The sequence below is a fragment of the Flavobacterium sp. MEB061 genome (assembly GCF_000834715.1).
In the GTDB taxonomy this organism is placed as follows: Bacteria; Bacteroidota; Bacteroidia; order Flavobacteriales; family Flavobacteriaceae; genus Flavobacterium; species Flavobacterium pectinovorum.
Genome location: NZ_JXQR01000005.1, coordinates 182,623 through 203,470 on the forward strand (window position 1 = coordinate 182,623; position 20,848 = coordinate 203,470).

Annotated in this window: 17 protein-coding genes, 1 other RNA gene and 1 pseudogene; 12 read left to right on the forward strand and 7 right to left on the reverse strand. The window is 32.6% G+C overall.

Annotated elements, in window-relative coordinates; genetic code table 11:
* The first annotated feature begins 1 nt into the window (after position 1).
* From RT99_RS02350 to RT99_RS02360, 3 genes are read left to right on the forward strand one after another with little or no spacing between them, the layout of a single operon-like run.
* Positions 2 to 544, forward strand: coding sequence for an RNA polymerase sigma factor (locus RT99_RS02350; protein WP_042563121.1), 543 nt, complete (start codon positions 2 to 4; stop codon positions 542 to 544).
* Between the two features lie 33 nt (positions 545 to 577).
* Positions 578 to 994, forward strand: coding sequence for a hypothetical protein (locus RT99_RS02355; protein WP_042563122.1), 417 nt, complete (start codon positions 578 to 580; stop codon positions 992 to 994).
* A gap of 12 nt (positions 995 to 1,006) precedes the next feature.
* Positions 1,007 to 1,462, forward strand: coding sequence for a hypothetical protein (locus RT99_RS02360; RefSeq protein ID WP_042563123.1), 456 nt, complete (start codon positions 1,007 to 1,009; stop codon positions 1,460 to 1,462).
* A 244-nt stretch (positions 1,463 to 1,706) separates the two neighbouring features.
* On the opposite strand, the gene RT99_RS02365 is transcribed toward RT99_RS02360, so the two are convergent.
* Complete coding sequence (locus RT99_RS02365; protein WP_042563124.1) at positions 1,707 to 2,768, reverse strand: oxidoreductase; 1,062 nt, start codon at positions 2,766 to 2,768, stop codon at positions 1,707 to 1,709.
* A gap of 121 nt (positions 2,769 to 2,889) precedes the next feature.
* Here RT99_RS02365 and RT99_RS02370 point away from each other — a divergent pair, with 121 nt between their 5' ends.
* The 3 genes from RT99_RS02370 (at position 2,890) to RT99_RS02380 (ending at position 7,634) form a co-directional block, all read left to right on the forward strand.
* Positions 2,890 to 4,176, forward strand: coding sequence for a hypothetical protein (locus tag RT99_RS02370; RefSeq protein WP_042563125.1), 1,287 nt, complete (start codon positions 2,890 to 2,892; stop codon positions 4,174 to 4,176).
* A 131-nt stretch (positions 4,177 to 4,307) separates the two neighbouring features.
* On the forward strand, positions 4,308 to 6,272 hold the full coding sequence (locus RT99_RS02375) for a KUP/HAK/KT family potassium transporter (RefSeq protein ID WP_042563126.1): 1,965 nt from the start codon (positions 4,308 to 4,310) through the stop codon (positions 6,270 to 6,272).
* 147 nt (positions 6,273 to 6,419) lie between these two features.
* Positions 6,420 to 7,634 (forward strand): RsmB/NOP family class I SAM-dependent RNA methyltransferase, encoded by a 1,215-nt coding sequence (locus RT99_RS02380; RefSeq protein WP_042563127.1) that lies wholly within the window; start codon positions 6,420 to 6,422, stop codon positions 7,632 to 7,634.
* Between the two features lie 448 nt (positions 7,635 to 8,082).
* Here RT99_RS02380 and RT99_RS02385 read toward each other — a convergent pair whose 3' ends face one another.
* Both RT99_RS02385 and RT99_RS02390 read right to left on the reverse strand, forming a co-directional pair.
* Entirely contained in the window at positions 8,083 to 9,123 is a 1,041-nt protein-coding gene (locus tag RT99_RS02385; RefSeq protein ID WP_042563128.1) for an AMP-binding protein, read from the reverse strand.
* Positions 9,124 to 9,130: 7 nt separating this feature from the next.
* Entirely contained in the window at positions 9,131 to 10,063 is a 933-nt protein-coding gene (locus tag RT99_RS02390; protein ID WP_042563129.1) for a CPBP family intramembrane glutamic endopeptidase, read from the reverse strand.
* 159 nt (positions 10,064 to 10,222) lie between these two features.
* Here RT99_RS02390 and RT99_RS02395 point away from each other — a divergent pair, with 159 nt between their 5' ends.
* The 3 genes from RT99_RS02395 to fumC all read left to right on the forward strand — a co-directional run bounded on the left by RT99_RS02395 (position 10,223) and on the right by fumC (position 15,268).
* Positions 10,223 to 10,567, forward strand: coding sequence for an arsenate reductase family protein (locus RT99_RS02395; protein ID WP_042563130.1), 345 nt, complete (start codon positions 10,223 to 10,225; stop codon positions 10,565 to 10,567).
* Positions 10,568 to 10,662: 95 nt separating this feature from the next.
* A complete protein-coding gene (locus tag RT99_RS02400; RefSeq protein ID WP_042563131.1) occupies positions 10,663 to 13,116 on the forward strand; it encodes an outer membrane beta-barrel family protein in 2,454 nt (817 codons plus the stop codon).
* Between the two features lie 766 nt (positions 13,117 to 13,882).
* The gene (fumC, locus tag RT99_RS02410) at positions 13,883 to 15,268 is read left to right on the forward strand and encodes a class II fumarate hydratase (RefSeq protein WP_042563133.1); all 1,386 of its coding nucleotides are present in this window, start codon (positions 13,883 to 13,885) and stop codon (positions 15,266 to 15,268) included.
* A gap of 148 nt (positions 15,269 to 15,416) precedes the next feature.
* Here fumC and RT99_RS02415 read toward each other — a convergent pair whose 3' ends face one another.
* The gene (locus RT99_RS02415) at positions 15,417 to 16,619 is read right to left on the reverse strand and encodes an NAD(P)-dependent oxidoreductase (protein WP_042563134.1); all 1,203 of its coding nucleotides are present in this window, start codon (positions 16,617 to 16,619) and stop codon (positions 15,417 to 15,419) included.
* A gap of 239 nt (positions 16,620 to 16,858) precedes the next feature.
* On the opposite strand from RT99_RS02415, the gene RT99_RS02420 reads away from it, so the two are divergent.
* From RT99_RS02420 to RT99_RS02425, 3 genes are all read left to right on the forward strand, one after another.
* Complete coding sequence (locus RT99_RS02420; RefSeq protein ID WP_042563135.1) at positions 16,859 to 18,061, forward strand: serine hydrolase; 1,203 nt, start codon at positions 16,859 to 16,861, stop codon at positions 18,059 to 18,061.
* A gap of 66 nt (positions 18,062 to 18,127) precedes the next feature.
* Positions 18,128 to 18,523: a transfer-messenger RNA gene (ssrA, locus tag RT99_RS24910) on the forward strand.
* 248 nt (positions 18,524 to 18,771) lie between these two features.
* The gene (locus RT99_RS02425; RefSeq protein WP_042563136.1) at positions 18,772 to 19,389 is read left to right on the forward strand and encodes a hypothetical protein; all 618 of its coding nucleotides are present in this window, start codon (positions 18,772 to 18,774) and stop codon (positions 19,387 to 19,389) included.
* 116 nt (positions 19,390 to 19,505) lie between these two features.
* Here the strand turns inward: RT99_RS02425 and RT99_RS25895 are convergent.
* From RT99_RS25895 to RT99_RS02430, 3 genes and pseudogenes are all read right to left on the reverse strand, one after another.
* Positions 19,506 to 19,638: pseudogene (locus RT99_RS25895) on the reverse strand (HlyD family secretion protein); the annotation flags it as partial.
* 124 nt (positions 19,639 to 19,762) lie between these two features.
* On the reverse strand, positions 19,763 to 19,909 hold the full coding sequence (locus tag RT99_RS24920) for a TIGR04149 family rSAM-modified RiPP (protein WP_082036907.1): 147 nt from the start codon (positions 19,907 to 19,909) through the stop codon (positions 19,763 to 19,765).
* Between the two features lie 203 nt (positions 19,910 to 20,112).
* Positions 20,113 to 20,769, reverse strand: coding sequence for a response regulator transcription factor (locus tag RT99_RS02430; protein ID WP_042563137.1), 657 nt, complete (start codon positions 20,767 to 20,769; stop codon positions 20,113 to 20,115).
* Positions 20,770 to 20,848 lie beyond the last annotated feature (79 nt).

Sequence of the window (20,848 nt, forward strand, 5' to 3'; positions counted from 1 at the left end):
CTTGACAAACGAGAAGGAATTTATCGCACAATTATTAGATCCTAAAACGCAAAACATTGCGTTTCAAAAACTCGTGTCTGATTATCAAAAACCACTGTATTCTCATGTTCGAAACATTGTTTTGAACCATGACGATGCCGATGACGTTTTGCAAAATACCTTTGTGAAGGTCTTTCAGTATTTAAAAAATTTTAAGGGAGAAAGTAAGCTCTTTTCCTGGATGTATCGTATTGCAACCAATGAAGCCCTGACTTTTTTGAGCCAAAAAGCAAAACTAAACGGAATAACATCTGAAGCTTTACAAAATAAAACAATCGATAATTTAAAAGCCGACACTTATTTTGATGGTGATGAGATTCAGATTAAACTTCAAAAAGCTATTGTAACATTGCCGGAAAAGCAGCAATTGGTGTTTAAAATGAAATATTTCCAGGAATTAAAATACGAAGAAATCGGAGAAATTCTGGGAACTTCGGTTGGGGCACTCAAAGCATCTTATCATCATGCAGTAAAAAAAATCGAATTATATGTTACATCAAATTAAACCTTTTGTTATAAAACATATCTTATAGACATTATGAAAACATTTAAATTAGAAAACGAACCGAAAATAACAACTGGATTTAAAACTCCGGATAATTATTTTGATGATTTCTCAGCAAAAGTTTTACAGCAAATTAACGAAACGAAAGAGGCAAAAGTAATTCCGATTTACAAACGTAAAAATGTTCTTTCAATGCTTGCCGCTGCTGTTGTTTTTATAGGATTATTGATTCCGATAGTAAACAACTACAACAATACATCAAAAGAACTTGACGAAGCTACTTTAGAAACCTATTTAACCTATCAGTCTAATTTGAATCAATATGATTTAATTAAAGAATTGGATACAAAAGACATTGATAAACTTAATAAGAGTGTTGCCCTTGAGCAGGAAACACTAGAAGATATTTTATCTTCAAATCCAAACATTGAAAATTTAATTTCAGAATAAAAAACTTAAAAGATGAAAAAAAATATACTACCGATTCTGCTATTTTTAGTAAGTTTTTCATTTTATGCACAAAGTGATAAAGATGAAAAACGCGAAAAAATAAAAGCTTATAAAGTTTCTTTTTTAACGACAGAACTGGAACTTACTTCAACAGAAGCAGAAAAATTCTGGCCGATTTACAACACTTATGATGACAAACAATTTGAATTGCGTCATGATAAAATGAAAACATATTTACGAAAATTGGATGATGATAATATCAATTCTTTATCTGAAAAAGATGCAGCAACACTTTTAGCACAAATAGAAAGTACTGATAAAGAATTATATCTTTTGCGTGAAAAATATATGACAAATCTTAAAAAAGTCCTTTCGGCAAAAAAAATACTAAAGCTTAAAAAATCTGAAGACGATTTTAACCGAAAATTGCTAAAACAATATCGCGATAAAGCTGCCAAAAAAGAATAACAGAAACAACAGCGACAAGGCCCCTATATAATAATACTTACTTTATTATTTAGGGGTCTTGTTATTTTATTTAAGTACTAAATTCTAAGTACGATTTTAACCGCAAGGCACGTAAAGTTTTTTAATATGGGTTAGAAAACGCGAAGTTCGCAAAGCTTTCTAGTTAAAGCTTTGCGAACTTCGCGTTTTCTAAACATATGCTTAAATAAATCTTAGCGCACTTTGCGGTAAAATATAACAATTATTATTTAAATCGAAGTCGGATTACTTTATTAAAACCTGCAGCAATAGCTGTATTTCTATTGACAAAACGAATCGTAAACAGAGAGGAATCAGTAGATAACTGCATCCAGTTTTCGCCTCCATTTTGAGAGTATTGTATCCCTTCTGAGCCAACACATATAATTTCTTTTCCATTTCCACCCGGAACATATTGTATACAAGAAGCGTATCCAAACCCCATATCCTGGCCTATTAATGTCCATGTCATTCCGCCATCAGCAGTAAAAGCTTTATTATTTGATTTTTTGTTTGGAAGATCATAATCTCCTCCGGCAATAAATCCGTGTTTAGAATCATAAAAATCGGCTGTAAAAATACCCGTCATTGCCTTTCCCTGTACGATTGGAGTTTCAATAACTTTCCATGTTTTTGCTTTATCGGCAGAGTAAAAAACACGTGCTTTTTTTCCTCCGGAAACCAGCCATGTATCATTTCCATTAATTACAATATTCGTGTTGCTTGCTGCAAAAGCCGCCTCTCCTTGCGAGTTTGTTGGCAATTTATCTGATAATAATTTTGTCCATGTTTCACCTCCGTCGCGGGTCACAATTATAGAAAATGTATCTTCTGTTGGATCTCCAATTGCAATACCTTCTTTATCATTCCAAAATTGCATACTATCGTAAAACACTTTTTGATTTATTTCTTTGTAAACTAACTTTACTTTTTGTGTTTTTTTAGAAACCTGGTAAAGCAAAGCAGGATTTGCAACACTTAATAAATATATATTTTGTGAAGTTTGTGCGATACTTCTAAACTCTAATTTTAAAGTGTCACGATAAATATGTTCTTCAAATTTTTCGTTTTTATCTAAATCATAATAGCCAAAGCGAGAATAATCTCCTCCGTACCACACTTTATTTTTATCAATTAATATTGCTCTAATACTAATTTTATCCTTAAATAAAGTATCTATTTGTACTGAAGTAAAACCACCGAACAAAGCTTTTTTCTCATTGAAGTTCAGCGTTTTAAAAGACACCATCAAAACAAATAGAGTGCAAAATAAAAGTACTTTTTTCATATAGATTAGATTTTTTTTATTGCTAAAATACAATTATTTATAACATTTAAAAGAGGTTTGATATTTTTTTCTGGCACAGTAATTGGATATCCAACAATATTAAACTTAATATGATTTTATCATGAAAACGAAACTACTTTTAATAGCGATAATAGCAATAGGTTTTGGATCTTGTAAAGCACAAAGCCAAACTACTGTATATGCAAAAAATTCAGATATAAGTGATAACCTAGATCTTAGAGCTGTTGCCTCGATGTTTGGGGACTCAGACAATCTTCAGGATTTTGAAAGAAGACTGAACGATCCTAAATATCAAATTTCAAACCTTGACTTAAATGGTGATGACCAGGTTGATTATTTACGTGTAATAGAATCTGTAGAAGACAGAACTCACGTTGTAATTATTCAGGCTGTACTTGATCGTGATGTGTATCAGGACATTGCAACTATAGATATTGAAAGAGACAATTCTAATAAAGTTGTTGTTCAGGTTGTGGGTAACAGTTATTTATATGGAGATAATTACATTTACGAGCCTGTATATAGTGTAGCACCAGTAATTTACACTTCATTTTGGGTAACGAATTACAGACCATATTATTCAACTTGGGGTTGGAATGTTTACCCAACATATTATTCTGCATGGAGACCTTACCCAATTTACAGATATAGAAACAACATTAATGTTTGTATCAACGTAAACAACCATTACAACTATGTAAACACACGTAGAAGTTACAGAGCTCCTGTTATCTATCAAACAAGACGTAGTTATGGTTACGAAACAATGCGCCCTAATTACGGTTTCTCTCAAAGACATTCAAATGTAAATAACCGTTATGAGTTAGATCAAAGACGTGTTGCAAGCAGAGAAGCAAGCAGAGGATCAAACACATATAACACAAACAGATCTAATTCTAATAGAGTTTCCGGTTCTGATAACAGAGCAACAACAAACAGAAATTACACAGAAAACAGAACTAATACAAACAGAAGTTACAATTCTGAAAGAGGTAATACAAGTAGAAATAATTCGGCTACGCCAAATAATTCTGCAAGAGTTGATAATAATACACAAAGAACTGAATCAAGAGGATATTCAAGCGAAAACAGATCAAATACAAACAGAACTTCTACAGCTTCACAACAAACACAGCCTACAAGAAGTTATTCTGAAAACAGATCAAACACAAGCAGACCAGCCTCTGTGTCTCAACAGACACAACCAACCAGAAGCTATTCTGAAAGCAGCAGATCAAGTTCTAATAATAACTCATCAAGAGCACAAAGCTCTCAAAACACGCAACGTTCTGAATCTCCTAGAGCAAGTCAGGAATCAAGAAGCAGCAGCCAACCGCAAAGAGAAAGCGGATCTAACTCATCAAGAGGTGGCGGAAGAAGAGGTTAATAAATTCTTATTTCTTAATAAAAAATTAAAGCACAATTTGACGATTGTGCTTTTTTTTATCTTTTTAATTTTAATTACCGCTAATTTGTTTTAAAACAGTAAATTTGCAACCGTCTTTTATAAAAATATACATGAGCGCAGCACATAAAAACTTACACAGTAAGTTGTCTATTGGGGGTTTATTAATCACACTAGGAATTATTTATGGAGATATTGGTACCTCTCCATTGTATGTAATGAAAGCCATCCTTGGCGAGCATGCTATTACTGCGGATATCGTTTTAGGAGGTATTTCATGTGTTTTTTGGACATTAACATTACAAACTACTATAAAATATGTACTTATTACCTTAAGCGCTGACAATCATGGCGAAGGTGGTATTTTTGCTTTATATGCATTAGTCAAAAAAACAAAAATACAGTGGCTTATTGTTCCTGCAATTATTGGTGGTAGCGCCTTGCTGGCAGACGGAATTATTACACCGCCCATCTCAGTATCATCTGCTATAGAGGGAATAAAAACATACTATCCTGAAATAAATACTATTCCAATCGTTATCGGGATTTTATTTGTTTTATTTACAATTCAACAATTTGGAACTAAACTAGTTGGTAAATTTTTCGCACCAATGATGTTAATTTGGTTTACCATGCTGGGAACTTTAGGAGTTATTCAAATTGCGCAACATGTCGAAGTTATAAAAGCCATTAACCCGTATTATGCTTATCATTTACTGCAAGTACACCCAGAAGGATTTTTCGTTCTTGGGCTAGTATTTTTATGTACAACCGGAGCCGAAGCTTTGTACTCAGACATGGGACACTGCGGAAGAAAAAACATTAGAATAAGCTGGATTTTTGTAAAACTAACTTTAGTATTAAACTACTTTGGTCAGGCAGCTTATTTAATTCACCATGAAGGTCAAACTTTACAGACTTTGGGCGGAGAAAACGGAAATCCATTTTACTTAATTATGCCGGACTGGTTTCAGCCTGTAGGGATTATTATAGCAACTTTGGCGGCTGTAATTGCATCTCAAGCTTTAATTAGCGGATCGTTTACTTTGATTAACGAGGCGATGCGATTGAATTTCTGGCCTAAAGTAAAAATCAAATATCCTACTGAAGTAAAAGGACAATTGTATATTCCGTCGATTAACTGGTTATTGTTTTTTGGTTGTGTTGGAATCGTTCTTCACTTCGAAAAATCTAGTAATATGGAGCATGCCTACGGTTTAGCGATCGTGTTATGTATGATCATGACTACTATTTTACTGAACTATTACTTAATCATGAAAAGAATAAAATTATATTTCATGGTTCCGTTAATCACTATTTATTTATTGATCGAATTTAGCTTTTTAATTGCCAATGTTACCAAATTTGCCGAAGGTGGTTATGTAACTTTAATTATCGCTGCAGTTTTAATTTCGATTATGACCATTTGGTATCTGGCTAAGAAAATCAATAAAAACTACACCAAAATCGTTAAGATTGACGATTACAAAAAAGTATTAGTTGAGCTAAGCAAAGATTTATCGATACCAAAATATGCTACGCATTTAGTTTACATGACCAATGCCAATCGTGTTGACGAATTAGAACAAAAAGTAATGTATTCTATATTACAAAAACGCCCTAAAAGAGCTGACATTTACTGGTTTGTACACGTAAACATTTTAACTGAACCATACAAAACACAATACAAAGTAACTGAAATTGCAAAAGACGATATTTACAGAGTCGATTTTAATTTAGGTTTTAGAGAGCCAACAAAAATCAATTTGATGTTTCGTGAAGTAATCAGAGATATGGTAAAAAATGGCGAAGTAGATATTACAAGTCGTTACGAATCATTAAATAAAAACAATATTATTGGTGACTTTAAATTTGTATTGTCTGAGAAGTTTTTATCAAACGACAATGATTTAAGATGGCACGAGAATATTATCATGAACTCTTATTTCTTCATCAAAAAATTAAGTTTGTCTGAAGAAAGAGCTTTCGGTTTAGATAGTAGTTCTGTAAAAATAGAGAAATTCCCAATGGTGCTTCATGCTCCGGAAAATATTGGATTAACGAGAATTATAAAATAAAAGTTATTCCAAAATAAATTCAGAAAACACTCTTTTAAGCTTTATTAGAGTGTTTTTTTTCTTTTTAATAAAAGTTGAAACCACAATTAGAATTAAAAATTTAACTTTCAATCAATTAATAGTACCTTTGCAACTCAAATAATAAAAATGAGATTACACAGAAATTTAGTTTATACTACCATCGATTCTTTAAATGCAATTTTCAATGAAGGAGAATATGCAGACAAAGTGGTAGCAAGAGCCTTAAAAAAAGACAAACGTTGGGGAAGTTCTGACAGGAAGTTTGTTGCTGAAACGATATACGAAATTGTTCGTTGGAAAAGATTATATGCTGAAATTGCCGAAGTTAAAGAACCATTTGACAGAGACAATTTATGGAGAATGTTTGCTGTTTGGGCTGTTTTAAGAGGATATCCAATTCCGGATTGGAAACAATTAGAAGGAACACCTGAAAGAAAAATAAAAGGACGTTTTGACGAACTTTCAAAAGTTAGAGCATTCAAAGAATCTATTCCGGACTGGATGGATGAATTGGGTGTAAAAGAATTAGGCGAAAAAGTTTGGTCTAAAGAAATTGCTGCTCAAAACCAGCCTGCAAAAGTTATTTTAAGAACAAATACACTTAAAGGAACAAAAGAAAACCTGAGAAACACGTTGATGGATTTAAATATTGAAACAGAATATTTAAAAGATCAGCCGGAAGCTTTAGTTTTAAAAGAAAGAGCCAATGTATTTTTAACAGACGCTTTTAAACAAGGTCTTTTTGAGGTTCAGGATGCCAACTCACAATTAGTGGCTGGTTTTCTGGATGTAAAACCCGGAATGCGTGTTGTAGATACTTGCGCCGGAGCTGGTGGAAAAACATTACATATTGCGTCTTTGATGGAAAACAAAGGACAATTGATTGCAATGGATTTGTACGAAAGTAAATTGAAACAATTGAAATTAAGAGCCAAAAGAAATGGTGCTTTTAATATTGAATATCGCATTATTGACACTACAAAAGTGATCAAAAAACTGCACGAAAAAGCAGATCGTGTTTTAATTGATGCGCCTTGTAGTGGTTTAGGAGTGCTAAAAAGAAATCCTGATGCAAAATGGAAATTACAGCCTGAATTTATTGACAACATTCGTAAAGTTCAGTCTGAAGTTTTAGAAAGCTATTCTAAAATTGTAAAGCCAGGTGGGAAATTAGTTTATGCAACATGTTCTGTTTTACCATCGGAAAATCAGGAGCAAGTTGAAAAATTCCTGAAAACTGAAATAGGAAAACAATTTAATTTTATAAAAGACCGTAAAATTTTGGCCTCAGAATCTGGGTTTGATGGTTTTTATATGGCACTTTTAGAACGTAAGGAATAAATTAAATTCCAAATAAGATTAAATTCCAATAAAAAAATCCCAAATTCCAACCGTAAAATTGGAATTTGGGATTTTTGTTTGCTTTTATTTTTTTTAATTTATCGCTTAGAATGTTTAGTCCCTACGGGCAATGTCGTTAAGTTAAGCTTTTTAAAAAATAAAATTATTGCAAATCAAATCTGTTTTTATCCGCGTTTTTACGAAGTAACTCTGTTTTATCCGCGTCAAAATTAGACGCTGATTTTACTGATTCGCTAAAGCGAAAACGCTGATAAAAACGGATTTTTCTAATTACTTTCTTGATTAAATTGTTAGGTAATTTTATAGACTTACTCTTAACTTAACGACATTGCCCGTAGGAACTACACTTCATTATAAAAATTTTCAAATAAAAAATCCCAAACCCCAATTTTACGGTTGGCATTTGGGATTTTTATTTATTGAAATTTCACACTAAGCTCGGTTTACGCAATAATTTCCCGTTTTCATTTTCTTTGAATTTCGGAACAAAAACAATTTCTTTTGGTTTTTCATATTTGTCCAGAACATCAAAAAAATCAGTTGCAAAATCTTGTTTTTCACCTTCGATAACCAAAATTAATTTTTCGCCCAAAACAGTATCCGGGATTCCGGTAACAAAAAATCTGGAATTAATTTTATCAATCAGTTTTGCTTCTATTTGCTCTGGAATCAATTTTACTCCTCCACTATTGACAACATTATCAATTCTTCCTAAAAAAATAAACTGATCTTCTCTTATTATTTCTACCAAATCGTTTGTTACTATTGGTTCTTCAGAAATCGTATCAACAGTAATAACAAGACAACCTCGATCATCCTGAACAATTTTTACATTTGGCAAAACGGTAAAAACATTTTCCCCTACCCTTCTTGCAGCGATATGAGTAATGGTTTCCGTCATGCCATAAGTTTCATAAACTTCTGTTTTTAACGGTAAAACTTTTTCCTCAAGAGATGAATCCATCTTGGCTCCGCCGACAATCAGTTTTTTAACATTTTGCAAAACTTCAATTGAATTTTGAACCTGTAAAGGTACCATTGCAACAAAATCATATTTAGTTGTGTTTAAAGCTAATGGATGTGTACTTGGTTCAACAATATCTAAATCAAGACCTAAAATAAAACTGCGAACCAGCATCATTTTACCGGCAATAAATTTTACCGGTAAACAAAGTAAAGCTTTGTTACGAGGTTCTAATTCGAAAAAATCTCCGGTAGCCAATGCAGATTGAATCATGGCTTGTTTTTGCAGTTTTACCACTTTTGGCAATCCTGTTGTTCCCGAAGTTCTCATTTCGATATAATCTTTATCATCGAACCAATCCAATAAAAACTCTCCTATCGCTCTATCATTTGCATCGCCTTCTTTTATATAATCATATCCCACGCGACGCAATTCATCTGCAGTTAAATGATATCCGTTTATCTTAAAATAATTGTGAACATTTTTATGCGTTAACTGTAACATATATTATTTAATTTGATGATTCTACTACGTTTATTTTTCCAGTTAATTTTTCTTTCCAGTTGCTCCAATTGTATTTTTTAGTAAAAATAAAAAGCAAAATAGGATAAACCACTACCACAGGCAGGATAACATCCAGACCCGCAGAAGGTTCTGATAAATCTATAAAAACAGAATGTGTTTGAAAAACCGTCCAATCCGAAGTTACCAATAAAGCACCTACCAAATTATTAGCAGCATGAAAACCTAAAGACAATTCCATTCCTTCATCCATAAGGGTAATTACTCCTAAAAACAGGCCTGTGCCAATGTAATAAATCATAATAATGTAACCCATTTTTGTTACTTCAGGATTAAAAACATGCATAGATCCAAAAATTAATGAAGTCATCAATAGTGGAAACCATTTATTTAGAGACAAATTAGCAAATCCCTGCATTAAATATCCTCTAAAAACATATTCCTCTGTACTGGTTTGTATCGGAATTAAAATAGAACCAACAGCTACCAAAATTAAAAACGGAACTAATTTAAAATTCCACACAAAATTTTCAGGAGCTCTGAAATAAATTATAAAAAAGCTAATTATTGAAAAAACCGCCCATAAAATAAAGGAAAAGAAAACCCTCCCCCAATCTATTTTTTGACGTGATGTTGTAATTGATAAAAGAGTTTGATTGTGCAGATACTTTACTACGAAATAAATTCCGGCAAAGGCAAAAGCAAAAGATATCATGACCAAAAACAATGTCAGATTAGGCTCAAACATTTTCATTACTTCAGCATTATCCGTAGGAAAAACAGCTTTATCTTTAAAACTTTTATACAGAACTGCGACAGAAAAAGGAATTTGACCAACAAATGATGCTGTAATAATAATGACTGATCCAATAAGGTATTTCCAAAATTTATTTTCGGGCTTAATTCCTTGTTCTAAAAACATATATTAAAAATTTAAAAAATGAGAAATAATATCTTTTAAAGTTATGATATATTTATTGCTTTTAAAAGATATATGATAAATAAGTAAATCTTACTTTTGGTGTAGCTAAAATACCTAAATTTTACTTTAACTGCCTTACAACATATTAAAATTAACAAAATGATACAAATTTATCATAATCCCCGTTGTGGAAAATCAAGAACTTGTCTTGCATTTATTGATCAGTCAAATCAGGAATATGAAATTATTCCGTACTTAACAGAAACGCCTTCTTTTGACGAATTAAAATCTTTATTACAAAAATTAGATCTTCAACCTATTCAATTAGTGAGAACTAAAGAAAAAATTTGGATCGAAAATTATAAAGGAAAAACGATGGATGATGATGAAATTATTCAGTCCATGATTGACAATCCTATTTTGATTGAGCGCCCAATTGTTGTAAAAGACGGGAAAGCCATTATAGGAAGAGATCCTGATTTGGTTGCTGCCTTTTTAGATTGATTATAAAGAAGCGCATTAACATTTTTTTGTGATTTCTCTCTTTAAACCAAAAGCTACATTTGCGGTCTAAAAAGAAAAAGAAACCAGAAAAAACAATGAAACAAATCAAATTTGCTGTATTACTTGTATTGCTTTTTACAAGTTTTTACAATTATGCGCAACAACCACCTGCAGGAAGAAACAAGGTAAAAGTTACCGGAAAAGTTTTCGAAAAAGTGAGTAAACAACCACTTGAATATGCAACAATTTCGATAATGGCACCTAATGACACCAAAGTTATTGCCGGAGGAATAACGAACCCAAAAGGTGAATTTGAAGTTGCTGTTGCACCTGGAACTTACGATATAAAAATTGAGTTTATCTCGTTTAAATCAACAGAAATTAAACAAAAAAGCATTGAGGATGATACTAATTTAGGTGTAATAAACCTGTCTGAAGATGCTGCTCAATTGAATGAAGTTGTAGTTCGTGCCGAAAAATCGACAGTAGAAATAAAACTTGATAAAAAAGTTTACAACGTTGGTCAGGATATGATCGTTAAGGGCGGAACTGTAAGTGATGTTCTTGATAACGTTCCTTCGGTTTCTGTTGATACAGAAGGAAATGTAAGCTTAAGAGGAAGCGATAATATCCGTATTTTAATTGACGGAAGACCATCAAATGCTATTAATGTTGCCGAAGCTTTACGTCAGCTTCCGGCAGATGCTATTGACAAAGTTGAAGTTATTACCAACCCATCGGCCCGTTATGATGCAGAAGGTGGTTCGGGTTTGATCAATATTATTTTGAAAAAAGGAAAAAATCAAGGTTTCAACGGAACTTTTATTGCTTCGACAGGACTTCCTGAAACGTATGGCTTAAGCGCCAATTTAAACTATAAAACAGAAAAATTAAACTACTTTACCACCGGAGGTTACAACTACAGAACAAACGAAGGTGGCGGAAAAACTAATTCTGAATATTTTAACGAAGACGGTACAACTAAAAGTTATTTAGACGAAGATCGTGATACTAAAAGAACCAGAGACGGATTTAACGGAAGAGCGGGTATAGAATGGACATTAACACCAACTACTTTTTGGACAAACGCCATTAACTACCAAAAAAATACCGGAGAAGACGTAGATATAATCAACTACAATAATTACGATGCTGCCCGTACTTTTACCGGAGCTTCATCCCGATTAAACAATGCCGATACCGGAAGTGAAAACGTAGAGTTTACTTCTAATTTAATCAAAAACTTCAACGACAAAGGTCATAAACTTACTGCTGATTTATCTATTTCAAGAAATACAGATGACAGCAACAGTATTATTACCGCATCGCCAAATTTCAATACTACTTTAAACGATCAGGTTCAAAAACAAGTTTTATTACAGGCCGATTACGTTTTGCCATTAGGCAAAGGAGGTCAGTTTGAAGCCGGATATAAAGGAAGTTTTGGCGACCTGAACAACCAATATGTAATAACAGACGATCTAAATCAACCAGATCCAAATTTATCAAATACATTGGAATATAAAGAAAACATCAATGCACTTTATACCCAATATGGTTTCAAAGTAAACAAATTTTCTTATTTATTTGGTTTGCGCTGGGAAGACACTAATATCCAGGTTAACTTATTAGACAATAACGATTTCAATACTAAAAAATACAACAACTTATTTCCAAGTGCGTTTATTAGCTACGAAATCTCAAATCAAAGTAATTTTACAGCAAGTTACAGCAAGCGTTTATCAAGACCAAGAGGACGTTTTATGAACCCTGCAACAAATTACTCAAGTAATATTAATATTTTTCAGGGAAATCCAGATTTAGACCCATCATTAACAGACAAATACGATATTGGCTTTATCAAGCGTTGGGACAAAGTAACTTTCAATACTTCGGCTTATTTTGAAGATACGAAAGACGTTTTCAGTTTTGTGAGATCTCCTACCGGCGAATTAGTAAATGGAATTCCTGTTATTTTAAGTAAACCTATTAACTTAGGTCAGGAGCAAAAATTTGGTTTTGAATTTACTTTCAATTACACACCTTTCAAATGGTGGAAAGTAAACAGTAACTTCAACTTTTACAATGTAAAAACAACGGGAGAAAACAGCTATGTAGATGTTGTAACCGGAGAAACAGTAGTACAAAACCTTGACAACCAAGCAAATTCATGGTTTGCAAGAATTAATTCTAAAGTTACTTTGCCGTACAAAATCGATTGGCAATTAACAGGAATGTACAATGGAGAGCAAAAAACTGCACAAGGTAAAAACTTAGGTCAGTTGGGTATAAATACTGCTTTTAGTAAAGATGTATTAAAAGACAAAGCTACAATTGCTTTCAATATTAGTGATATTTTCAACTCAAGAATCATGAAATCATATACTTATCTTGAAAATCAAACATCATACAGCGAAATGCAATTCCGTAAACGTCAATTCAACTTATCGTTTACCTATCGTTTTAACAAAGCTAAAAACGAAAGAGATAAAAATGCAGCACCTAAAAATGATGGCGGCGGCGAAGGCGGCGGAGAATTTCCGGGATAGTATATAAAATTCCAAAAAAAAATAAATTCCAAATTCCAATTTTCTAAACTTAATTATTAAGTCTCGCAAATTGGAATTTGGAATTTTTTAATTGCTATTTTGATTTTCTTATTGGAATTTGGAATTTAAAAAAAATTGGAATTTATTTATTTTTTTAGCATAAAAAAAGGACTCGTAAAACGGGTCCTTTTTTATTGAAATCAATTTAAAATTAAATCGATTGTTCTTGTCTTTTCTTTGCTCTTTTCTCTTTGAACATTTCCCAGCTAGCACCCGTAACCCAATAAGATACGAAACCAACTAAGAAAAACATCAACCAAAACCCTATAGTTAGTATGGTCAAGAAAAGTAAAAAACCTAAGTACTGTGAAAATTCAAACATGTTTTCCGGAATTTTTGAATGTAATGACAAATGTAAGTTTTATATTTTTCCTTAGCAATAAAATCCAAATCAATTTTCGTAAAATCACAATTATCCGTATATTTAAACTCATTTTAAATAAGGATTTTTTCATATAAACTTTTAACTATCTAAATAAGAAGAATATGAGTGTTTTCAGGAGCTGTTTCCTGCTGTCCACTCTATCTTTTGTGGCGAACCCCGCCACAAAAGGATGCCGTTCCCATCAGGGCTAGGGCAATCGTTTTCAAAAGAAATTTAAACATGAAAATAAAAAATCCGTTTTAATCAGCGTTTTTACGAAGTAAATCAGCGTCATCCGCGTTCAATACACAACAACAAACAATAACCATACATTACAACAAAATGAAATACAGAATAGAAAAAGACACCATGGGCGAAGTTCAGGTCCCAGCCGATAAATATTGGGGTGCACAAACAGAACGTTCCAGAAATAATTTCAAAATTGGTCCATCGGCATCTATGCCACAAGAAATTATAGAAGGTTTTGCTTATCTAAAAAAAGCGGCCGCTTATGCCAATCATGATTTAGGTGTTTTACCAATCGAAAAACGTGATGCAATTGCTGCTGTTTGCGATGAAATTTTAGAAGGAAAATTAGATGATCAGTTTCCACTTGTAATTTGGCAGACCGGTTCAGGTACGCAAAGTAATATGAACGTAAATGAAGTTATTGCAAACCGTGCTCAGGTACTTAAAGGCTTTGAAATTGGCGAAGGCGAACAATTTATAAAAGCAAACGATGATGTTAATAAATCGCAGTCATCCAACGATACTTTCCCAACCGGAATGCATATCGCTGCTTACAAAATGATTGTAGAAACTACAATTCCCGGGGTCGAAAAATTACACGCTACTTTATCCGCGAAAGCGAAAGAATTTAAGGATGTTGTAAAGATTGGACGTACGCATCTTATGGACGCAACACCGTTAACATTGGGTCAGGAGATTTCAGGATATGCTGCTCAATTGGCATTCGGATTAAAAGCTTTAAAAAATACTTTAGCCCATTTATCTGAAATTGCTTTAGGCGGAACCGCCGTTGGAACCGGACTTAATACTCCAAAAGGTTACGACGTAAAAGTGGCCGAATATATTGCACAATTTACCAATCACCCTTTTGTAACTGCAGAGAATAAATTTGAAGCATTGGCTGCCCACGATGCCATTGTTGAAACGCATGGTGCGTTAAAACAATTGGCCGTTTCTTTAAACAAAATTGCTAATGATGTTAGAATGCTGGCTTCTGGCCCACGTTCCGGAATTGGCGAAATTCATATTCCAGAAAACGAACCAGGATCTTCTATCATGCCCGGAAAAGTGAATCCAACACAATGTGAAGCTTTAACTATGGTTTGTGCTCAGGTTATTGGAAATGATATGGCAATTGCTGTTGGCGGAATGCAGGGACATTATGAACTGAATGTTTTTAAACCCGTTATGGCTGCTAATTTCCTTCAATCTGCCAGATTATTAGGAGACGCTTGTATTTCATTCGACGAACATTGCGCTCAGGGAATTGAACCTAACTATAAACGCATCAAAGAATTAGTCGATAATTCATTAATGCTCGTTACGGCTTTAAATACTAAAATTGGTTATTATAAAGCGGCAGAAATCGCTCAAACCGCACACAAAAACGGAACTACTCTAAAAGACGAAGCCGTTCGTTTGGGTTATGTAACTCCAGACGATTTTGACGCCTGGGTGAAACCGGAGGAGATGGTTTAGATTTTTTATTTAAAAAAGTTTCAAGTTTCAGGTTTCACGTTCTGGATCGCAGAACTAACTACAAACTATTTGAATAACAAAAAGCGGTATAAAACTTTAAAAGTTTTATACCGCTTTTTAACTTGAAACCTGAAACTTGAAACTTTTTTTACTTCCCGTCAACGTAGTCTTGTAAATACGCAAATCTTGGTGTTAACTTACCTTTTTCGGTGATTTTGGCACGTTTAAGAATTCCGTCTTTGTCTCCGTTGAAAAAGGCAGGAATAACGTGTTCCATAAATTGTTCACCAAAACCTTCGCTCGCATCTTTTGGAATTTCACATGGCAAATTATCAACAGCCATAACTACAACAGCGGCAGGATGAAAAACATCAACTTCTTTATTTTCTAAAGGAAAATAACCATATATAGGTTCTTCAATGGTCGAAGAACGCAGCGTACTGGCAATTGGTCCGTTTACGTCACAAGAAATATCTGCCACTACTTTTACTTTACAATCGCTGGCATTGAGCATTTCTTTGGTTAAAATCATCGGAGCGCCACTTGCGTGAAAATGACCCGCAAAATAAATATCTGAAACTTTAGTGAATTTTTCAAAATCAGAAACATAAGCTTCAGGATGCTCTACAAAATCATTAAAATCAAGAGCTTGACCGTCAATTCGTTTGTTATATTCTAAAACATCCAACTGCACATATACCGCTTGTGTATAATTTTTCGTCAGATAATTTTCGATTGTAATTTCTTTTACCTTAATCGCATCCAGAATTTCTTTTACCCCAGAACCTACTTTCCCCGTTCCTGTAACTACAAATTTTAAAGGCGGTAATGTAATGCGTTTTAAATGCATAATTAGCGCCTCTTTTCCGGCAAGAGTTTCAGCTTTTGGAAGTTTAAACAATTCAAATTTTATTCCAAAAGCACGAATTCCGTTATAAACACCAACCATTCCGGCATACTTTCCAAAACCTATTAAACGGCGATTATGCTCATCAACTATAGTTTCATGATCATACAAATCGATGTTTTTTTCTAAAATTGCTTTTAGTAGTTTCTGATTATAAGGTTGTTTCTTAATTGTGTGCGAAAAAAAGAAGTATGCTTTATTTGGAATTAAATTTTCAACCGGGACTTCTTTGACACCAAATAAAACATCACAATTTGATACATCATCTGTAATAGTAATCCCTAAACTTTTATACTGAATGTCGGAAAAAATTCTAATATCTGAGCTTTCTACCTCAACTGTAGCGTTGTGATAAAGCTGTTTTAATTTTGCAAGTTCACCCGGAGCAAATACGACACGTCTGTCTGGTGGGTTTTTTCTTTCTTTTATAATTCCAAATTTCATTTATATAAGATTAAGATAAGTATTAATATAACTTTTTAGATTCAATTTGTTTCAAATATAACAAAATAAGTTAAAATTTTGTTGATTTTTTCTGATTTCAAACATTTTTATAACGCTAACCGCTGATGCACAATCGACTAACAAAAAAAGAAGTTAAGATAATGTTAAAAAAAGTTTGGCCAGAGGATGAAAAAAACAAAACATAATTATTGAATTCTATATATTTGTTTTAAAGAATGATGAAAATGAGCCTCCTTAAAAAAACAAATATACCACAAATACTTTTCCTAATTTTAGTTTTTACTTCATGCGGAAAAGAAAAAGCCACGACACAAAAACCAACTGTCACAGTAGAAGATACATTACCTAAAATGAAACCGGCCGGTCCTGAAAAAAGACTTCCGGCAAATTACGTAAACTCAGTTACAGGAAGAATAAATCATTTTTACAATAAAAACTGGCCTAATAATAGCATGAACGGAAGTTTTTTGGTAGCTAGAAATGGTCATATTATTTTTGAAAGATATAATGGATTTGCCAATAAAAACGAAGGGACAAAAATTACAGCAGAAACATCTGTACAGATTGCTTCTGTAAGTAAAGTATTGACTGCTACGGCTGTTCTAAAACTTGTAAATGCAGGTAAAATTGATTTGGACCAAAAAGTAAATACAATTTTAAAAACATTTCCCTACGAAAATTGTACTATTCGAATGTTACTGTCTCATAGAACCGGAATGCGAAACTATGCGTATTTTACAGATCATGATAAATCAGTTTGGGACAGACATAATCAATTAACTAATCAGGATATTCTTGATATCTTGGCAACTAAAAACATTGGTCTGGAAGCACCAACGGGAACTCGTTTTAGCTATTGCAATACTAATTATGCCATGCTGGCTCTTATTATTGAAAAAGTTACAGGTTTAAAATATAAAGAAGCAATGTCTGAAATGATTTTTAAACCATTGGGAATGACACATACTTATGTTTTTGATGATGACAAGGATCGAAAAAACATTGTACCTTCTTATAAAGGGAATGGCGTAGAAATTGGTTTTGATTATCTGGATAATGTATATGGAGATAAAAATATATTTTCTACTGTAAGAGATCTTTTAAAATTTGACAGAGCAAGAAATGCACCTGGTTTTTTAAAACCTGAATTACTAAAAGAAGTTTATACAGGTTACAGCAATGAACGCAAAGGAACAAAAAATTACGGTCTTGGCATCCGAATGATCAATTGGGATTCGGGGCAAAATTATTACTTCCATAATGGCTGGTGGCACGGAAATACCTCATCTTATGTTCCGTTGATGAAAGAAAATGTAACCATTATTGCGCTTTCAAACAAAATGACAAGAAAGACGTATGCAGTTCGTAAACTGGCTCCAATTTTTGGCGATTATCCGTTTGTTTTTAAAGATGAAGAATAATTAAATTTTAAGTGAAATTTATTATTTATCTAACGTCAAAAAGTATAAATTTGCAAACTCATTTTTGGGGTCGACTGGTTTTGACAGCAAGTCGAATTGGAAAGTAAGCACGTCGAGCATTGAGACCTTGCTCGTAAATATAAGATCTTACACTTTTACACGGCGAAAATAACTACGCTTTAGCTGCATAATCTGAATTATAGTAAGATTAGCCACGTCCCTATCAGATAGGGAAGCTGGATTCTCCTTGAAAGCCTTGGTTTGTGGCGGTCAGTACAGGGGAACCGTAAAAATAAACCTAGATTTCCATGAGCTTCGGGTGGATATCGAAATTAAGAAGATAAGTGTTGAGTGGTTGTTCCTGACCTAGCTTAACATCGAAAATCCAATCAGGAAATAAACGTGTAGAAAGCTCTTTAGTTGCTTGTTTGGACCCGGGTTCGATTCCCGGCGACTCCACAAAAAAGCCTGTAAACTCACTATTTACAGGCTTTTTGTTTTTTAGTTGATAATTTAGCTGATATTTTTATTGTTGATAACTACTTTTTAACTGGAGTCAAATACACAATATTGTATAACAAAGTTATTCAAACAAATTTGCAAATAGCCTTTATGCATTTTTAATGTTGTAAACTAGTTAATAATTAATTTGAATCAGATGTAATATGGCTGTTTTTTAATATTAATTTTATTATAAATAAAAAATAAAAATGGAAAGAAATGTAAATACTAAAAATCCTTTTCTAATTTTAGACAATTCAATTTTAAATGAAATTAATAGAATAGACGAGTCTCAAATAATTACAAAGGATATTAAAATCTATTCAAAGGCTTTATCAACTAAATATCAAATTATACCTGTTGCGCTAGACAATGATAAATCCAAAATAACGTCCGAGATAATTTCTCGCAGTATACCTAGATCACGTATACCTGGCGGGGCAAGTTATGACTCAAGAGGAAATTCTATAGTTGTCGAACTTGCAAAATATACAATTCCTTACTCAGGAGAGGATAAATATTATGAGGTTAGGCTAAATAAGCCAAATATTTATGATTTTGAGTTTAGGAAAGGAACCATAATTGTTGAGTTGACATCCTTTAATATTCTAACCAACAATGATGGAAATAAAAAGGAAATCGCTAAGATATTTCTTGAGTTTTTTGATAACCTTGAGAAATTAGTAGAAGAAATTAGACTTATTATTGAAAAATATAATGAAAATCTAGAAAATAGATTAGAAGAATATCTCCAAAGATATGTTTCTGGTATTTTGACCAAAAGAAAAAATGATAGTGATATTAATCCGTTCGCTTCGGAAGAATAGATATAATTTTACAATATCGTGAATAAACTAAATTTTTACACAAAAAAACCTGTAAACTCAATGTTTACAAACTTTTTGTTTTTAAATAAGTTTTAAAGTTTAGCAATATTGCATACTTATGTTCTAAAAATATCACGAAACTGATATAACCAATCTTTCTGCTAATCTTAAATCTTCGGTAATAATCTCTGCGGTTCCTGACATTTCCTGCTGAAACGGAATGGCTTTATGATATGAGGTTTCAAGCTTTTTTTGGCAAAACTACATCATCCACAATTATTTTTTCATTCTATTTTCTAAATTAGAATATGATTCTAATAGATTAAGGCTGAAATAAATCAGCCTTAATCATCAAATATTGCATTTTAGCAGATTAGCATCTACCAACGAAATCTGAAACTGATCCAGATTGACCGTTGTAAGATCCGTTACAATAACAAGAAAATGACCCCCCGGAAATTATTCTCATTTCGTCTCTGTTCAATGCATTTTTAACGTCTTTTAGACTTATTTTTTTCATCTAAGGTTTTTTTGATGATTAATAAATAGTTAAAAACTATCTCAAATCTCAGAAATTAAATCCAAAATGCACATTGCTTTCGTTAATTTTAAATAACTCTTACCAAACTTATAAAGAAGAAATGGAATGCTGACATATCGCAAACAACCTTTAACAAAGAAGGTTATTTATAAGTAAAATATGTTAAAATCATGAAGTGCACTTTAAATAAACCCCTGCTTTATTGCTTCTTTCACTAAACCAGAATCATCAGTTACGTCAAAGACTTTTTTCATGCGGAGAATACGTTTTTGAATAGCGCTTGTTGTCAAACAAATAACACCATCAAGTTCTTTTATTTTAAAGCCTTTGGATAAATAAAATATAATCTGACGGTTGTAATCTTCAACCATCAATTCTTTTTTCCAAATTTCATTGATGCATTTTTTTGCGGTCGGGCTTTGATATTGTTTGCCTTGCATTACGTCTGAAACTGCCTCCTGCAATTTCTCTGGAGTGATATCATTTTTTATAATTAAACCTTCCGGGCGGACTTTTTTTGCAATATCATAAACGATAATTATCTCGGTATGTGCCGTAATCATAATAGTTTTGCAGTTTGGCATAACTTCTTTAATGTACAAAACTAAATTACTGCCCGAAAAAATAGATTTTTCCTCATAAGCAGGTAATCCTTTATCAACTATGGCGATGTCAAAAGATTGTTTTGCAGCGATATTTTTGGTAATGGAAAAATAAGCTTCTTCACAATTATGAGCTTTTGTGAAATGTGGTTTATTTGAGGCAAAAGAATCCCCTGAAAGTGCATTAATATAGCCCTCTACAGTCATCGGATGATCATCTACTACAAGTATATTCATTAATTAAAATTTAACTTTAACAAAATAGGCAGTTTTTCTGCAACAGTGAAAATTTAAACTTTTCTAGATTGCGCTTTCT

Coding starts and splice junctions, on each gene's coding strand:
- RT99_RS02355 (WP_042563122.1), top strand. CDS start 578: ATGAAAACATTTAAATTAGAAAACGAACCGAAAATAACAACTGGATTT.
- RT99_RS02360 (WP_042563123.1), top strand. CDS start 1,007: ATGAAAAAAAATATACTACCGATTCTGCTATTTTTAGTAAGTTTTTCA.
- RT99_RS02365 (WP_042563124.1), bottom strand. CDS start 2,768: ATGAAAAAAGTACTTTTATTTTGCACTCTATTTGTTTTGATGGTGTCT.
- RT99_RS02370 (WP_042563125.1), top strand. CDS start 2,890: ATGAAAACGAAACTACTTTTAATAGCGATAATAGCAATAGGTTTTGGA.
- RT99_RS02375 (WP_042563126.1), top strand. CDS start 4,308: ATGAGCGCAGCACATAAAAACTTACACAGTAAGTTGTCTATTGGGGGT.
- RT99_RS02380 (WP_042563127.1), top strand. CDS start 6,420: ATGAGATTACACAGAAATTTAGTTTATACTACCATCGATTCTTTAAAT.
- RT99_RS02385 (WP_042563128.1), bottom strand. CDS start 9,123: ATGTTACAGTTAACGCATAAAAATGTTCACAATTATTTTAAGATAAAC.
- RT99_RS02390 (WP_042563129.1), bottom strand. CDS start 10,063: ATGTTTTTAGAACAAGGAATTAAGCCCGAAAATAAATTTTGGAAATAC.
- RT99_RS02395 (WP_042563130.1), top strand. CDS start 10,223: ATGATACAAATTTATCATAATCCCCGTTGTGGAAAATCAAGAACTTGT.
- RT99_RS02400 (WP_042563131.1), top strand. CDS start 10,663: ATGAAACAAATCAAATTTGCTGTATTACTTGTATTGCTTTTTACAAGT.
- fumC (WP_042563133.1), top strand. CDS start 13,883: ATGAAATACAGAATAGAAAAAGACACCATGGGCGAAGTTCAGGTCCCA.
- RT99_RS02415 (WP_042563134.1), bottom strand. CDS start 16,619: ATGAAATTTGGAATTATAAAAGAAAGAAAAAACCCACCAGACAGACGT.
- RT99_RS02420 (WP_042563135.1), top strand. CDS start 16,859: ATGAAAATGAGCCTCCTTAAAAAAACAAATATACCACAAATACTTTTC.
- RT99_RS02425 (WP_042563136.1), top strand. CDS start 18,772: ATGGAAAGAAATGTAAATACTAAAAATCCTTTTCTAATTTTAGACAAT.
- RT99_RS24920 (WP_082036907.1), bottom strand. CDS start 19,909: ATGAAAAAAATAAGTCTAAAAGACGTTAAAAATGCATTGAACAGAGAC.
- RT99_RS02430 (WP_042563137.1), bottom strand. CDS start 20,769: ATGAATATACTTGTAGTAGATGATCATCCGATGACTGTAGAGGGCTAT.